16 protein-coding genes are annotated in these 16,622 nt (G+C 39.2%); 5 read left to right on the top strand and 11 right to left on the bottom strand.

The features are described from left to right. Window positions 1-3: 3 nt before the first annotated feature. On the top strand, window positions 4-933 hold the full coding sequence (locus OC25_RS11795; protein WP_039476165.1) for an EamA family transporter: 930 nt from the start codon (window positions 4-6) through the stop codon (window positions 931-933). A gap of 120 nt (window positions 934-1,053) precedes the next feature. Here the strand turns inward: OC25_RS11795 and OC25_RS11790 are convergent, their stop codons facing one another. The 5 genes from OC25_RS11790 to OC25_RS11770 all read right to left on the bottom strand — a co-directional run bounded on the left by OC25_RS11790 (window position 1,054) and on the right by OC25_RS11770 (window position 7,126). After that, on the bottom strand, window positions 1,054-2,172 hold the full coding sequence (locus OC25_RS11790; protein WP_039476162.1) for a hypothetical protein: 1,119 nt from the start codon (window positions 2,170-2,172) through the stop codon (window positions 1,054-1,056). Window positions 2,173-2,244: 72 nt separating this feature from the next. Next, window positions 2,245-2,439, bottom strand: a complete 195-nt coding sequence (locus tag OC25_RS11785; protein ID WP_039476158.1) for a hypothetical protein — start codon at window positions 2,437-2,439, stop codon at window positions 2,245-2,247. A gap of 87 nt (window positions 2,440-2,526) precedes the next feature. Continuing rightward, window positions 2,527-3,093, bottom strand: coding sequence for an SMC-Scp complex subunit ScpB (scpB, locus tag OC25_RS11780; protein ID WP_039476154.1), 567 nt, complete (start codon window positions 3,091-3,093; stop codon window positions 2,527-2,529). 252 nt (window positions 3,094-3,345) lie between these two features. Further along, window positions 3,346-6,300 (bottom strand): ligand-binding sensor domain-containing protein, encoded by a 2,955-nt coding sequence (locus OC25_RS11775; RefSeq protein ID WP_245221976.1) that lies wholly within the window; start codon window positions 6,298-6,300, stop codon window positions 3,346-3,348. Window positions 6,301-6,340: 40 nt separating this feature from the next. Beyond that, the gene (locus OC25_RS11770; protein WP_039476151.1) at window positions 6,341-7,126 is read right to left on the bottom strand and encodes a LytR/AlgR family response regulator transcription factor; all 786 of its coding nucleotides are present in this window, start codon (window positions 7,124-7,126) and stop codon (window positions 6,341-6,343) included. 123 nt (window positions 7,127-7,249) lie between these two features. On the opposite strand from OC25_RS11770, the gene OC25_RS11765 reads away from it, so the two are divergent. Next, a complete protein-coding gene (locus OC25_RS11765; RefSeq protein WP_039476148.1) occupies window positions 7,250-7,972 on the top strand; it encodes a ferritin-like domain-containing protein in 723 nt (240 codons plus the stop codon). 18 nt (window positions 7,973-7,990) lie between these two features. After that, a complete protein-coding gene (locus tag OC25_RS11760) occupies window positions 7,991-8,869 on the top strand; it encodes a ferritin-like domain-containing protein (RefSeq protein ID WP_039476145.1) in 879 nt (292 codons plus the stop codon). 89 nt (window positions 8,870-8,958) lie between these two features. Here OC25_RS11760 and OC25_RS11755 read toward each other — a convergent pair whose 3' ends face one another. The 5 genes from OC25_RS11755 to OC25_RS11735 form a co-directional block, all read right to left on the bottom strand. Further along, entirely contained in the window at window positions 8,959-9,465 is a 507-nt protein-coding gene (locus OC25_RS11755; RefSeq protein ID WP_039476142.1) for a hypothetical protein, read from the bottom strand. 14 nt (window positions 9,466-9,479) lie between these two features. Continuing rightward, a complete protein-coding gene (locus OC25_RS11750) occupies window positions 9,480-10,604 on the bottom strand; it encodes a CofH family radical SAM protein (protein ID WP_039476139.1) in 1,125 nt (374 codons plus the stop codon). 118 nt (window positions 10,605-10,722) lie between these two features. Beyond that, entirely contained in the window at window positions 10,723-11,718 is a 996-nt protein-coding gene (locus OC25_RS11745) for a hypothetical protein (RefSeq protein WP_039476135.1), read from the bottom strand. A 28-nt stretch (window positions 11,719-11,746) separates the two neighbouring features. Then, window positions 11,747-12,856: a hypothetical protein gene (locus tag OC25_RS11740; RefSeq protein WP_039476131.1), complete on the bottom strand. Its 1,110-nt coding sequence runs from the start codon at window positions 12,854-12,856 to the stop codon at window positions 11,747-11,749. 24 nt (window positions 12,857-12,880) lie between these two features. Next, window positions 12,881-13,585: a hypothetical protein gene (locus tag OC25_RS11735; protein WP_039476129.1), complete on the bottom strand. Its 705-nt coding sequence runs from the start codon at window positions 13,583-13,585 to the stop codon at window positions 12,881-12,883. 138 nt (window positions 13,586-13,723) lie between these two features. On the opposite strand from OC25_RS11735, the gene OC25_RS11730 reads away from it, so the two are divergent. Continuing rightward, window positions 13,724-14,968 (top strand): M16 family metallopeptidase, encoded by a 1,245-nt coding sequence (locus OC25_RS11730; RefSeq protein ID WP_039476127.1) that lies wholly within the window; start codon window positions 13,724-13,726, stop codon window positions 14,966-14,968. Continuing rightward, a complete protein-coding gene (locus OC25_RS11725; protein WP_039476124.1) occupies window positions 14,961-16,232 on the top strand; it encodes a M16 family metallopeptidase in 1,272 nt (423 codons plus the stop codon). The genes OC25_RS11730 and OC25_RS11725 overlap by 8 nt, the downstream gene beginning before the upstream one ends. Before the next feature lie 102 nt (window positions 16,233-16,334). Here OC25_RS11725 and ppnP read toward each other — a convergent pair whose 3' ends face one another. Further along, window positions 16,335-16,616 (bottom strand): pyrimidine/purine nucleoside phosphorylase, encoded by a 282-nt coding sequence (gene ppnP / locus OC25_RS11720; protein ID WP_039476120.1) that lies wholly within the window; start codon window positions 16,614-16,616, stop codon window positions 16,335-16,337. Between the last annotated feature and the right edge of the window lie 6 nt (window positions 16,617-16,622).

Raw genomic sequence — 16,622 nt, 5'->3', positions numbered from 1 at the left:
GTTATGACAGATTTAAACAAAAAAGCATCGCCGGTAATGGTTTACCTGGCTTTCGCTATCGTATATATAGTTTGGGGTTCTACCTACTTTTTTATTCAAAAGGCACTGGCTGGTTTTCCGCCTTTTGCTTTGGGGGTAATCAGGTTTTTTATTGCCGGAGTTTTAATGCTGGGCTGGTGTAAATTTAAAGGTGAAGATATTTTTAACCTCAAAACCATTAAAATTGCTACGGTAAGTGGTATTTTAATGCTGGGGCTTGGCAATGGTATCGTAATTTGGGTAGAGCAGTTCATTCCAAGTGGTTTAGTTGCCATTATGGTAGCTTCGGCTGCTATCTGGTTTGTAATTCTGGATAAATCGCACTGGAAAGAAAACTTAAGCAATAAATACATCGTTTCTGGTCTGATTATTGGCTTTTTGGGCGTGGTACTGTTATTTGGGAACCAGCTTTTGCAGGCACTTGATCAGCCTCAAAGTAAGCTGCAGGTTATTGGTATGGTGTTGCTGGTTTTCGGGCCTGTTGCCTGGGCCGGAGGGTCGCTTTATTCCAAATATCACCCAACCACCGGTAGTTCGGTTTCGGTAAATACAGGTTGGCAAATGTTAATGGCTAGTGTTGCCTTTTTGCCTGGCAGTTTGATTAAAGCTGAATTTAAAACACTTGATTGGTCGGGTATACCACTCGATGCGTGGTTATCTATCGTATATCTTATTTTATTTGGCTCTATAGCTGCTTTTAGCGCGTATGTATGGCTTTTAAAGGTGCGTCCGGCTACGCAAGTGAGTACTTATGCTTATGTTAACCCTGTAGTGGCTGTTTTGTTGAGTTTAACTTTTACCAACGAGGTAATTGGTGTAACACAGGTAATTGGTTTGGCCATTATTTTAGGAAGTGTGCTGTTGATTAACCTGCCCAAATATAAGAATGCCTAGGTTGTTTTATGAATTATAGTTTATAATGGCGATAAAATCGCCGGTCTCATTCATCCTCGTTACAAACGAGGACGATGGAAAATAAAAATGGTTCGTAGTGACACGAACCATTTTTTATATCTAAAATACTTTACGCATAGTCAGGTGCTTCTTACCAAAGGTTGCGCCTGTAGCTTTGTGAATAGCAATCATCTGTTCATTAAAATCGCCTACCCAGCTTAACTCCAGTTCTTTATATTGATTTTTTGGTAATACATACTCGCCCAGGCGGATAAAAAGAACCGATTCGAGACCATGTTTCTGGTATTTTGGCTTGGTACCCATCACGATTGCGCGCATGCGGGTTACACCCACCCAGCGCCTGTAAGCAAATTTTAATTTTTCTAATAAGCCCAGTTTCCCGTCAAAGCCTTTAATCATCTGGTTTGCATCGGGAATGAGTACTACAAAAGAAGCCGGTTCACCGTTAAAATAAGCAAACTGGATTAAATGTTCATCCATAATGGGTTCCATGCTTTTAAAGCTTTCTTGCAGGGTCTCTTTTTTAATGGGCACAAAGTTTTCAAAATCCTGCCAGCCATCATTGTAGATTTCCATTAAATCGTTAATGTATTTGTCTGAATTGGCTTTGCTAAAATATTCGAAAGTATAGCCTGGTTTATTTCTTACCCAGTTGGCGATTTTGGTAAAACGCTCAGGGAAGGGGATGGTAAGGTTAATGTGATTGGTTAATTGTTCGTACTCCTTAACAAAACCATATTTTTCAAAAAACTGCTGATAGTATGGGAAGTTGTAATTCATGCCAAAAGAAGGCGGGGTAAAGCCCTCAACCAACAAGCCCCAAAAACTATCGTTCTCGCCGAAATTAATCGGGCCGTCCATGGCTTTCATTCCGTTTTCGATTAACCAGGCTTTTGCTGTATCGAACAAAAGGAAAGCCGCTTTTTCGTCGTTAATACATTCAAAAAAACCCATTCCACCGGTTGGCTGCTCGTAGTTATGTGCTTTTTTCTCGTTGATAAAAGCAGCAACACGGCCAATTAACTTTCCGGCATCATCTTTTAAAACCCAACGTGTACATTTTCCATGCGCGAAAAAAGGGTTTTTGTCAGGATTAAAAACGTTTTCTACCTCACTATCCAGCGGACAGATCCAGTTTTGATCGTTTTTGTAAAGTAATTTAGGTGTATTGAGAAAGTCTTTTTTTAAAGATGGGCTGCTTACTGGTATGATTTGCATGAAAAGATTTTAAAATTAAAAAAGCATCCAACCAAGCGGTAGGATGCTTTTCAAATATATGTTTTTTAAATATTAATAATCGTCGTCGTCGTCATCGAAATTATCGAAGGTATCAAGATCATCTAACGGCATGTCAAAATCATCGTCGTCGTCATCGTCTTGAGGCTTCTTTTTCGTAGTTTGAATATCGTCATCTTCAAGATCGTCATCTTCGTCTACCTGTTTCTTGGTAGTCGGCTTTGCTGGGAGTTTCTTTGGCGCTTTCATAACACAAAAATAAAAATTGCTTTTATACTTTAAAATTACAAAAAAACTTTTTTTAATAACAATCTGGAAGCAAAGAAAATAAATTATTTATTCAGCATTTTCGCCTACAGTATTTTCTTCTTTTACGATGTCTTTGAGCTGCGGAAGTTGGTTTAAACTGTTTAAACTGAAATAATCCATAAATAACGGGCTGGTACTGTAAAGAATCGGCCTGCCGGGAGTTTCTGCTTTTCCATCGATACTGATCAGTTCTTTTTCAAGCAATCGCTGTACGGAGTAATCGGAATTTACCCCCCTGATTTGCTCGATTTCGAGCTTGGTAATGGGCTGGCGATAGGCGATAATGGCGAGCGTTTCCATGGCTGCCTGACTCAGTTTTTTCTTCGAGCGGTGCAACTGCAACTGGTTAACGGTTTCGTGGTAATCTTTTTTGGTCAGAAACTGGTATCCGTTATTCAAATGTACCAGCTCGATAGCGAAATCATCGTGGCTGTATTTTTCTTTAATCTGATCGATGCTTTCGAATACCTGGGTTTCGATATGTTCGGTATTAAAAATGGCATTTAAAGCGAGTATAATCTCTTGTACGCCTATGCTTTGAACAGAAGAGAATACCAAGGCTTCAATGTGCCTGGTAATGTTAGGATTGGACATATGCAAAAATAGAATTTTTGGGTATAAAAAAAGCGGTCTCGCTTTTAAAAAACAAGACCGCTTTCAACACACAAATGAAACCTGAATTAAGATATAGTTTTAGGTTAGGTTATTAAATATCTATATCAATTCTATAAGAACGTCTTTGATAAACACTATCGTTTATTTCTATTACAAGTTTAAGGCTAATCGGGCTTCCGTGAAACTCCTATTTAGTGAGTGGTATTAATAATTGAGTAAACGGTAAAATTTCTATTTTAACGGTATAGAAATAGATACTGTTGTACCATTTACAGGGTTTTGGCGTACACTTAAGTGTATAGGTTTTGCTCCAATCTGACCTAAAAGGTGCAATCTTTCTTTGGTAAGTTGCATGCCTTTGCTGATGTGGGTTTCTTTTTTGTTCTTTAAAGAGTTATCAATACCTACGCCATCATCAATAATTTCGATATTTAAATAAAAAGCATCCTGCAGTTTGATGTTGATCTGGATTTTACCTCCGGTTTCTTTGGGCATAATGCCATGCCAGATGGCGTTTTCTACATAAGGCTGCAATAGCATGGAAGGGATAAAGGTTTCTTCCTGATCGATATTTTCGTCGATGGTAAAAGTGTAATCGAGTTTATCACCAAATCGGTTTTTTTCCAGTTTAAGGTAAAGGTTCAGGTATTCAAGCTCTTCTTCTAACGAGATATAGCTTTTGGTACAAATTTCCAGGTTTTTTCTAATCAGCCGTGCAAAACCGGTTAAAACTTTATTGGCCGAAGCAGTATTTTGCGTGTTGATGTAGTGTTGAATGGAGTTCATTACATTAAACACGAAATGTGGGTTCATCATGGCCTGCAAAGCTTGTTGCTCCAGCATGAGTACTTTGTTTTTTAGCAGTAACTGTTCCTGTTCTTTATCTTTCTGCTTGCGGGTAATGTAAACGGCAACTTTATAAAATATATAAGCAACGAGCAAAATTAAAATAGAAAGGAACCAGAGGCTTTGCCAGAAATGTTTTTTAATAGTAAAGGCAATTTTGGCAGATTCTCCCCAGTTTCCGTTCTGGCTTTTGGCGCTTACTTCGAAAACGTAATCTCCAGCTTGCAGCGAAGAAAAATCGAGGCGCCTCGTGCGGGTTTCTACCCAGGCCAGGTTATCATTTAAGCGGTAACGGTAGGTAATATCACTGGTGGTAAAATCAACTGCGCTAAAAGTAAACAGAATGGTATTGTTGCCCGTTTCGAAGGTAAAATTGGCCTGGTCAACCGGTAAGCGTTCGTTATCTTTAATAATGGAGGTAACGTACACTTTGGGCAGGCTTTTCAGGTTGTTTTTATTATTGTATTTAAACAGAATAAGACCTTTGTTCGTAGCAAAATAAGCCGTACTGTCATCTATAAACAAGCTATTTACATCATCGCTTAAGAGGTCTTTTCCATAATCAAAATTGGCCACACTGGGTTCGGCAGGGTAATTGGCAATTTTATTTACGCCCTTGTTAGTAAGCACCCATATTTCGCTGTTTTTGACAAATATTTTGGTGCAGATATTATTGGTTAAACCGTCTTTTTGGGTAATCTGTGTTCTGATTTTGTTGTCTTTATAGAAAATCAATCCGTAACCATCAGTGGCCAGCACTAAAGTACCATCAGCCAGTTGCTGGATATCGTTAATCCGTTTGGTAAGCAAAGGATGATTTTCGAAGTGCTTAATCAGTTTTCCTTTTACCAACTGCGAAAGACCATTGATATTGGAGAACCAGAGATTGCCGTCGCGATCATAAAAAACGTGGTAGGAGCGGTCTTTAAAAAAGTCTTCCTTTTCGCGGTATTTTGCTGCATTAAATTCGAATTTATTCTTCCGATCAGCCAGAAAAACCACTCCTGACGAAAGCGCCAGCGCCAAGTGATTATTGTTTTCGCCAACGCTGAAGTGTTTAATTACGAACATAGAGTTGTTCGATTCTTTTAGATAGCTTACCTCTTCTGTATTGTTATAAACGTGTTTAAAAACGCCCATCCCATAATCGGATGCGAAGTAAATGGATTGCTCTTTTGGATCAAAAGTAATTTGTTTAATGGTTTTATACTTCTTAAAGTCATCTAAACCAATTTCATCAACCTGATAGTTATTAATGGTTAAAACATCAATTACGGCATCGTCAGTTCCCAGCCAAAGCCTGTTTTTCCCATCTTTAGTTATGCTTTTAATTACATTACTGCTTAAGCCCGATTCGGCATCGATAATGGACAGACGGTTATTTACATTGGGTAACATGTAAATGCCCTGCGTAGTTGCAAACCACATGTTCTGGTTATTGTCTTTAATTACCTGATTTACCGGAATATCCTGAAGGTACTGTACCGTTTTGCCATTTTTATTGAGGGCAAAGGCACCATTGGCATTCGAGAGCCATACTTCTTTAGTGCTGCTATCATAATAAAAATAACCCGACATATTTTTGATCAGGTTCTGCGGGATAGCAATTAAATCGTTAATACGGCCCTGTTTAAATTCCTTTAAACCACCATTATCCAGATAGAACATCGATTTATTGGCCGTGTTAATAGCGGTCATGTAAGAAATGGGCTGTACTTTGGATTTGATAAGCGAAAAATTTTTCCCATCAAACTGCTGCACACTCTGATCGCTGTAAGCCAATATGTTGCCCTGCTCATCTTCGTGGATAAAAGCATTGATAAATTTATCATTAGGGTTAGGCGAGACATACTTTTTGATTGTTTTTCCATCCCAGCAAACAATCAGGTTGGAATTGGTACCCAGCCAGATCCTGCCGGCTTTATCAATTAAAAAAGATACAATTACGGTATTGAAACTTAATTTTTTGAGTAGCTGATCGTTGTTGCGGTTATAAAATTTACCTTCTTTTAGATAGCTGAGCTGGCCATTAAGCGCAAAAAACCATAACCTGCCATCTTTATCCTCTTTCATCTGCAGGATTTGCGTATCGGGCAGGCCATCTTCGATGGTGAAATTCTGAAAATTGGTGCCATCAAAACGGCTTAGGCCGTTGTCGGTCGCAATCCAGATAAAGCCTTTTTTATCTTGTAAAATATAGTAGCAGTTGTTGCTGGCCAGACCGCTTTTTGCATTGTAATGGGGCAGATAAGTGGTTTGTGCAAAAAGCTGTTTTGGCTGAAAAAAAGCTAAAAACAAAAGGAAAAGTACAAAGAAATTTCGGCTGAGGTTTAACTTCAACTTTGCTTTTTGAGCTGAACTTCTGTGCACGGTGCGGTATTTAATGCTCACTGTTTGCCTTGGTAAATAGTTTTATTTTTTCGAAGAAATCGCTGGCCCTGCGGCGCGAAATATTAATGCTCTCGCCATTTTTCAAAAAAACCTGCAGACCATTTTTAGAATTGTATTCTTTTAAATGATTGAGGTTAATGATGCTCGATTTATGGATCCTGACAAACTGATCGCCAGGTAAAAGCTCTTCAAACTCGCGTAAAACCTTAGAAACCGTTATTTTATCGTGACTATTGAGGTGTACGATAGAATAATTACTATCGGCTTCAATGTAAATAATATCGTCAATATCGATCATTTTAAAGCCTTGACCATAAGGTAAAGTCAGTTTTTTTATCTCTGCCCTCGAACTTAAACTGGAAGCCAGATTCTGGATTCTTTCATCATTTTCTTCCTGACCTTTAAAGCGTTTAATGTGTTCAAAAACCTTGTCAACGGCAATAGTCAGCTCGTCAATATCTATCGGTTTTAATAAATAATCAAGTGCATTGGCCTTAATTGCTTTAAGGGCGTACTGATCGTAAGCGGTTGTAAAAATAACTGCGGCATTATGCTTTTGCGCATCTGGAATTAACTCAAAACCATTACCGCCCGGCATGGCAATGTCTAAAAAAATCAGGTCGATAGGGTGGTGGGCTAAAATGTCTTTAGCCTCTGCTACAGACCGTGCAATGCCGGTAATTTCTACCTGTGGGCAGTTCTGTTGCAATAAAAAAAACAAGGATGACCGGGCAAATTCCTCATCATCAACAATAATGGCTTTTAAAGTCGTCATATCAATACGTTGGTGAATGTATTAAAATCGGACAACAAAAAAAAATAGAATAGCAAAAAACCAGTGCTCTGATTGTCACGTATGTATCATCAAACGTATTCAAAACCACTAACATAGATGACTATGAAAAACAATGAACCAATAAGGAAAAGTGAACTTCAGGAAGAAAGTTTATTTGAAAAAGCTGTAGGAAGAAGATCTTTTCTACAGTATGCCGGAGCTAGCGCGGCAGGTATTGCCCTCGTAGCTGCAGGTTGTAAAAAAGACCGTGGCTATCCGGATATGAATACCGGTGTAACTTTAGATTTTAAAGACGATTTTGGTGTTTTAAATTATGCCTATGCTTTAGAGCAGCTTGAGGCAGCATTTTATGTTAAAGTTGCTTCAGCGCCACCAGCAAGTTTTACCGCTGCCCAAAAAGCCTATTTTCAGGATATCCAGTTTCACGAAATTGCTCACCGTGAGTTTTTCAAAGCAGCTTTAGGTACAGCTGCAATAGGTAGTTTGGAAGTGAATTTTGATTCTATAGATTTTACCAGTGCATCGAGCGTATTGGGTACTGCCATGGCTTTCGAAGATTTAGGCGTTTCTGCATACAATGGTGCCGGACCACGAATTAAGAGTGCTACTTATTTATTATTGGCAGGAAAAATCGTTTCGGTTGAGGCCCGTCATGCAGCCTATGTGCGCGATTTGATTTCGAACGGATCTTTTGCCGATCTGAACAGCCTTGCGCCACTGGGTGCCAATAATGCCGGCGGCCTGGATGCTGCTTTAACCCCCGACAAGGTTTTAGCCACTGCAGGTAAGTATATCAAAACCAAAATTAATGTAATTAATCTTTAATTTTTAAAATCAGAAATCATGAATATCGTAAATATATTAGAAGAAATTGAAAAAGTTGATGGCGAAATCTATGAGCGTTTAAACCCGAGAAGAGCCGCGATGAAAAGCTTTTTCAACATAGGTAAAAAGATATCATTGGCTGCAATGCCGCTTGCTTTAGGCTCTATGTTTCAGAAAGCTTACGGACAAACGACTTTACCAACTGCCGTAGTTGATGTGTTAAACTTCGCTTTATCGTTAGAATATTTGGAATATCACTTTTACAATCACGCTTTGCTGGGTACTGACGTTACTTTCACTTACCCAACTGCCGCGGCAAAAACAGCCATTACAACCATTCGCGATCATGAAAAAGCACACGTAGATTTATTGGTTGGTGCTTTGGGAAGCTCGGCACGTGCACCTATTGCTTATGCCGATACCGATTTTAGGGCTGGAGGTACATTTGCTACAGTATATACAGATTACAATACATTTTTAGCGGTAGCACAGGGTTTTGAAGATACAGGAGTTAGGGCTTACAAAGGTCAGGCAGGTAATTTATTGGTTAGTCCTGGCGTATTACAAACAGCTTTGCAAATCCACTCGGTTGAGGCGCGTCATGCTTCGCATATCCGCCAGATGCGTACTGCAGCAGGTACAGCGGTTTACAAACCATGGGTAAGTCTTGGCGCTTCAGGTCAGGCAAATGATTCGGGTGTACCACAGGTAGATGCAGTATATGCCGGTGAAGATTTAACTGTACAGGCTAATGTGAACATTGCCAATATTACGGGGGCACCAAATGCAACAGCAGCTAAATTGGCAGCGGTTGAAAGTTTTGATGAGCCTTTAGATCGGGCAAGTGTAATTACTATTGCTAACTTATTCTTACAGCCAGGTAAAAAATTATCGTAGCCAGATAGATTGTTGAGTAGGTAATGTTTAGTTTAAGGTAGGGAAGTAGCGTTTGGGCTGCTTCCCTTTTTTTATAACTTGCGGTTTTGTTAATTCTTAAGCCAGATAGTACTCATGAATATATCTTTGTTTTTGACACTTTTTCCGTCAGGTAAAAAACAGGAAAAACTGTATGCAGTACCATCTAAAAAGCAAACATTCATGTACAAGCTAATCTTGTTTTCTTCATCGCGGGCGGTTACAGCATAAGTTCTATACCCACTTACCATGATCAGTTTAGGGTTTTCAAATTTATATTTCGGGAATGAACCGCTTATACCAACAACAAACTCGTCTGCAAATTTTTGGTTTTCAATTTCAGCATTAAAGGTTGCCACGTCTAATTTCATTATCGGAAGCAGGTCAACTCTGGAATTGACATAAATGGTTCCTGTCGAATCTTTTAATGCATAAGAAGTTTCGTTAACTTTTTTTGGCTGGACAGGAAAGTTAACACTTACCTTTTCGCTAATCTGTTGTTTAAACCATTTGCTTTGGGCATTTAACTTAACAGCTCCAATTACCAGGAACAATAAAAGCGTAGTTTTCTTTAACACGAGCGTTTTTTTATTTAGTATGTAATTACTTGTTCTTCTAAATGTTCTGGCAAATCCCGGTAGTTGTATTTTTGTCCACGTAACTGAGGTTCGAAACCGGCTGCCCTGATAGATTGCTGGATGCCTTTAGCCGTAAAACGATGTGGGGCACCTGCAGCCGAAACCACATTTTCTTCGATCATAATCGATCCAAAATCGTTTGCGCCTGCGTGTAAACACAATTGAGCGGTTGTTTTTCCTACGGTTAGCCAGCTGGCCTGAATGTTTTTAATGTTCGGCAGCATAATACGGCTAAGTGCAATCATGCGGATATATTCATCGGCAGTTACCGTATTGCTGATGCCACGTAGTCTTTTTAACAAAGTGCCATCATCCTGAAAAGGCCAGGGGATAAAGGCCAGGAAGCCATTGGTATCGGCTGGCTTTTCGCTTTGTACCTGACGAATCCAAACCAGGTGTTCGAAACGTTCTTCGATGGTTTCTACATGGCCAAACATCATGGTAGCCGAAGTGGTAATATCCAATTGGTGACAGGCACGCATTACATCGAGCCATTCTTGTCCACCGCATTTACCCTTCGAAATCAGGCGACGCACACGGTCGTTTAAAATTTCGGCACCGGCACCTGGTAGAGAATCCATACCGGCTGCTTTTAACGTTTTTAAAACTTCGGTATGGCTCATGCCTTCGAGTTTTGCAACGTGTGCAATTTCTGGCGGGCCTAAAGCATGAAGTTTTAAATCGGTATATAATTCTTTTAGTTTTTTAAACAGATCGGCATAAAAAGCCAAACCTAAATCGGGGTGATGCCCACCTTGTAATAACAATTGGTCGCCACCTAAGCGGAAAGTTTCTTCGATTTTTACCTTATAGGTTTCGATATCGGTAATGTAACTCTCCTCATGGCCAGGCCTGCGGAAGAAGTTACAGAATTTACAGTTGGCAATGCAAACATTGGTGGTATTTACATTTCTATCGATTTGCCAGGTTACTTTACCGCTGGGTACCTGTATCTTTCTCAATTCGTTTGCCACAAACATCAAAGATGCGGTATCGGCATTGTGGTATAAATGGACACCTTCTTCAAGGCTTAAAAAATCAAAATGTAATGCCCTATGCAGTAAATCGGCTGTATTCATAAGGCAAAAATACTAAATTGTTTATACAAACAGTGATTAGTTATTCTGGCGGGAAAGTAAATTTTTGACATAAAAAAAGGGCGACTGTATTTAAACAGTCGCCCTTTTAAAAGATTTATTATTTAAGTGATAATAAAAATCCAATGGTAAAGTTTGCATCCCAGTCAAACACAAAAGTATCGCAATTGGTAGCATCTTTAATGGCTTTGTAAATGTTTACACCACTTTTGATTTTAATTTTATCGGTATTGTATTTACCCGGATCATTTAAAACGGTAAATCTTTCCTCGCCGCTACGGGTTTGTTTAGCCAGTTCAAATGGCACACCGCCAATAATGAAACAAACTTCGCGTTTTCCGGAAGGAATTTTTGATGATAAAGATTTAACATCGTTATATACCACATCATCTTTCAGGTTTTTCTCATAATATTTGGCGCCCGGTGCTTCGAAAGATTTAATGTCGCCATCCATCCACGAAATTTTAGTGTTTCCAGAGCCAATGTCTACAACGAAAGAGTTATCATAGTAAGATGCCGGTAACACACATTTTAAAGCCAGCTTACCTTCCTGTTCTGCCGTAACCAGGTTAACCACAAAGCCCATTTTCTTTAATTCAGAAACAATGGCAGTTGTTTTAGGTTCTTTTTGTGCACCAGAACTGATAACAAAGTGAATGTTTTTAGATTTAACGCCTTTATCAAACATGGCGCCTATATAATCTTTCAGGCCGGTTCTGATATCGGCAGTATTTGCCAAACCTTCGTAAACAAATGATTTTCCAAAATCTTTAGAGATAATTTCCCAGCGTTTTTCTTTATCAATATTTACTACAAATGAGTTAAAGCCTGATGCACCAACTTCTACAACACCTTTATATTCGCCATTTACCGGTTTTTCGGGGGTGTAATTAAAGCTCCTTGCTTCGTCGCTTTTAGCTGAAGAAGAGGTAGGTGAGGATACCTGCTCTGTGCTGTCTTTTTTACTTCCTTCAGTTGATATGGCATCAATTTTTCCTGATTCGAAAGCCCAGTAACCAAGGCCAATAATCGGTATTGCGATAATAATTGCTTTTATAGGCCAGCGTAATCTTGCCCAGGTTGATTTTTCTTCCATTGTGATATGTTTTTAATTAAGAGTTTGATTAATCTAGTAAGGTAAAGCCTTTATCTACTTTTTCTTCAGGTTTAAGTTCGTAAGAAGCATCGGCCATTCTGCTTACGTTAAGCATTTTAAGGTTACGATCGTCTACTTTTTTGATGAATTCTTCCAATTCGCTTTGCGATGGGGCACCGCCAACAGTAATGTTATTGTTTTGATCCAAGAAATCGAGATTTGAACGGATAGAAGCAATATTCTGGCTAATGGCGCCTGTTGCTGCATTCATCGCCTCCTGGAAAGCCCATCCATCCTTAATGTTAAAAACTTCTGCAAGCCCTTCGGTTGCATTTTTCATTTTTTGGGTTGCTTCCAGTTTTTTAGAAATGATAGAAATACTGCTATCTAAGGTGCTTACATAAATACGGGCAGCACTTTCGTTATCTTTTAAAACCTCCAAAACTTTGGCAAACTGGTTGGCATATTGTACGTAACTGCGCGCATTTTGTTCTTCGGCTTCGCCTTCTTTACCCAAAAGGAAAGCTTTTGTACGTGTCTCCTTGGCATCCCTGTTTAAGTCGTTGGCTTTTTCGATATTGTTGTTGGCCGATTCCTGCTTAGCTTTTTCATCTAAATTAGCCGCTTCAACAGTAAAACGTTTAGCATAAGTATATTTTTCTTCGGCAGTTTTTTGGGCTGTTTCTCCGCTTTGTATCATGTCTATGCGAACACCATCAACGTTGGCAATTTTATCTTTTACTCTTTTCAAAGTATCTTTTGCGTCTTTTGAGAGTAGTTGAAGGGTTTCGATAGGATTACCTCTTATGATGGCTTTTTCTCCTTTAAAAATTAAAACAGTACCCAATCTGTGGAGTAAAGCAATAATTTTTGGGGCCAGTAAAAGCAATACAATCAGTATAATACTAAAGATAACCAGTAAAATACTTTTGGCTGCATATTCCAGCATAATAGGCAGGAATTTGAAAAAAGCAAATGCACCCCCTAAAATTAGTGCCCAAAAAAAGATACTCGAAATTACCTTTTTGCCTTCAGGTGTTTGGATCTGGCTTGGGAGATGATCGCCTAAAACCTGAAATATAGGCAGCTGACTTTTAATTTCGGCTGGAATATTTACATACTGACTTTTGTTTTCCATTACGTTTTCGTTAATTTTTAATCGTTAATTTATGTTTGTTTCAATAATACTTAATGCTTTTTCGATATCGGCTATTACCTCATTAACGGCAGCATTACCCAGGGCAATTTTCTGATCGATATCTTTCAGTTGCGGGTCGTACTTGGCATTAATGTTCTTTAAATCCTGCTCTTTAGTATGCAGTTTGGCTTTAAGATCGGCAAGGTCTTGTTCAATAATTTTAATTTCGTTTGCCAGCCTGTTTTTTTCATCAACAATGCTATTTTCTATGTTTTGTTTTTGCTGCTGTTTCTGGTTGCTTTCCTGATCTATAACTTTTTTCAGTTCTGTAGCATAATTACGGCCGGTAGTTAACAGTTTTTGTTTGCTTAAGTCTTTTTCTACATATTTTAAAGAGGTATAAGCTGCTTTAATGGTTGCTGCATCAACACTGCCCATTTCTGCTGCGGCATTCCAAACCTCAAAAAAATCGAGTCCCGGTTCATTCATTTTCTCCAGTATACCCAAAACTTTTACCTTCATTTGCTTAACATCAGTAGCACCGGTTACGGCAACATTTTCCTTTAGATTAACAGGTGGCTGGTAAGTTACAGGTTCGGGTGTTTTTGTATTGTTGCCGGCAGGCTGCGGTTCAGGAGTGTTGCCGGGAGCATCTGCGCTATCTTCGAAGATTAATTTTTTTAAACTGTTTAAAATTCCGAATGAATTTTTTGGTGTTTCCTCGCCCATGTTAACTTAATTATCTGTCGCTAAAATAATAAAAATAGCATTGCCGCCTACCAAAATATCTTTTAATTGTATTCTCTTTACTAATCGCTTTCTGCTAAATGAATTATTAAATTATCTTTACCGCTCTAAAATTAGATAATGGTAGATTTTAATCGTTTTACACTAGCTAACGGCTTAAAAGTTTTGGTGCACGAAGATGCAACTACTCCGATGGCAGTTCTGAATATTTTATATGATGTGGGCGCGCGTGATGAAGACCCTGAAAAAACCGGCTTTGCACATTTGTTTGAACATTTAATGTTTGGCGGATCAATTAATATCCCCAATTACGATGAACCCTTACAACGCGTTGGCGGCGAAAATAACGCCTTCACCAGCAACGATATTACCAATTATTACATTACCCTGCCGGCCGAAAATATTGAAACGGCGTTCTGGTTGGAAAGCGACCGGATGCTGAGCCTTGCTTTTTCTGAAAAGAGCCTTGATACGCAACGCAATGTGGTAAGCGAAGAATTTAAGCAACGCTACCTGAACCAGCCCTATGGCGATGTTTGGTTAAAACTGCGTCCGCTGGCCTACAAAAAACATGCTTACCGCTGGGCAACTATCGGTAAGGAACTTTCGCACATCGAAAATGCAACGATGGATGATGTGAAGGCGTTTTTTAAGAAACATTACAATCCGCAAAATGCGATTTTGGTTGTAGGTGGCAATGTGAAAACCGAAGAGGTGAAAAAACTGGCCGAAAAATGGTTTGAACCTATTCCGGCAGGAGAGAAGTATCACCGCAATTTGGAGCAGGAAGAACCGCAAATTGAAGCCAGGCAAGAAACCGTTAAAGCAAATGTGCCGTTAAATGCCATTTATATGGCTTTTAAAATGCCGGGCAGATTGAACAGTGATTATTATGCCTTCGATTTACTGTCTGATATTTTATCGCGCGGACAATCGTCGCGGTTATATAACAGCTTGCTTAAAGAACAGCAGCTTTTTAGCGAGATTAACGCTTATATTTCGAGTAGTTTAGATCCGGGTTTGTTTATTGTTGAGGGTAAACTGATAGAAGGCGTAGCCATAGAAACAGCCGAAAAAGCCATATGGGCCGAACTGGAAAAACTAAAAACCGAACTGGTTTCGGATACTGAGCTTACTAAAGTAAAGAACAAGGTAGAATCAATCCTGGTATTTTCTGAAATGGGTTTACTGGATAAAGCGATGAACCTGGCTTATTATGAATTGCTGGGCGATGCTGCTTTATTGAATAACGAAACAGCCGAATTTTTAAAGGTTCAATCAGCAGACATCCAACGGATAGCCAACGAAACTTTTAACAAAAATTCATCCTCAACCTTATATTATTTAACTGAAGAACATGCTTAACAGACAACAAGCGCCTGATTTTAAGCAGGTATCTGCTATAAATTTTATCCAGCCTGAGAAAAGATTATTAAGCAACGGCGTGCCCGTTTTTACGATTTATTCGGGTGAGCAGGATCTGGTACGGATTGAATTTATCTTTGAAAACGTAAACTGGAATCGCGACAAACCTTTGCAGGCCATTGCGGTAAGTACTTTAATTAATAACGGAACGAACAAACTATCGGCGAAGGAAATAGCCGAAAAAATTGATTTTTACGGTGCGTTTTTTCAAACGGAGTATACGCAGGATCAATCGTTGGTTACCCTGTATACTTTAAACAAACATTTGCATTCGGTATTACCGATAGTAAAAGATGTTTTAACCAACAGCCAGTTTCCGCAAAACGAACTCGATATTTATATTCAGAACCAGAAACAAAAGCTGCAGGTTAACCTTAAAAAGAACGATATCGTTTCGAGAAAAGAATTTGCCCACGCTTTATTTGGTGAAACTGCTTACGGCGTAGATATTAAAGCAGAACACTATGACGGGCTGGAGCGTGAAGCGCTTTTAACTTATTTTAAAACTGCTTATGCACCAAACAACTGTACCATTGTGGTATCGGGCAAATTTGATGCAGCAGGCTTTGATCTGCTGGATAGTCATTTTGGTCGCGATTGGGAAAAAAGCGAGGTGGTAAAAAACGCTTTTAGCTTTAGCCCGACTGAAAAACAGTTTGTATATAAAGAGAAACCAGAGGCTTTACAATCGGCCATTAGGATTGGGCAGCTGGCCGTTAACCGCAAGCACGAAGATTTTTCAGGACTTCAGATTTTAAATACAGTTTTGGGTGGTTATTTCGGATCGCGTTTAATGGCCAACATCCGCGAAGATAAAGGTTATACTTATGGCATCGGTTCGGGTATATCATCGTTGCAGCAAGCCGGATACCTTTTTATAGCAACCGAGGTCGGTGCCGATGTTTGTGGCGCCGCTTTAACCGAAATTTATAAAGAGATCGAAATACTGAGAACGACACTGATCGAAGAAGAAGAGCTTAATTTAGTGCGTAATTATATGCTGGGCTCCATGTTGGGCAGTTTAGAAAATGTTTTCTCTCATGCCGATAAGTTTAAGAATATTTATTTCGCCGGATTGGATTACGATTATTATACAAAATATATTAATACCGTAAAAACCATTACCGCCCAGGAATTGCTGGCTTTGGCCAATAAATACCTCACTACCGAAAGTTTTACCGAAGTGGTAATCGGGAAGAAGTAAGGCGAAACGTTTAAGCTAAGAAGTCAGGTTTTCCAGCCACGTAAGAGATACTGAAACAAGTTCAGTATGACGAGTGGGTAAAAACCTGACTTCTTTTTTTGATTATCTGTATTGGCAAAGGTAAGCGGTTTGTACAGCAGCTTTTACTTTAAACGAAGCATTGGCAGGTACTTCGAAGTGGTTTCCGGCTGTTATGCTTATCCATTCGGTAGCATCTGGTAGAAGTGCTTCCAGTTCGCCTTCAACAACGTGCATAATTTCCTGCTGCGCCGTGCCAAAAGTATATTCGCCCGGATTAATCACCCCTACGGTTGATTTGCCCTCAGCTGTTTCATATCCTAAAGATTTAACGTTGCCGTCAAAATATTGGTTTTCAGTAATCATAGTCTA

It is taken from the genome of Pedobacter kyungheensis, assembly GCF_000812965.1.
Classification (GTDB): Bacteria; Bacteroidota; Bacteroidia; order Sphingobacteriales; family Sphingobacteriaceae; genus Pedobacter; species Pedobacter kyungheensis.
This window is presented reverse-complemented; position numbering and strand designations above follow the sequence as displayed.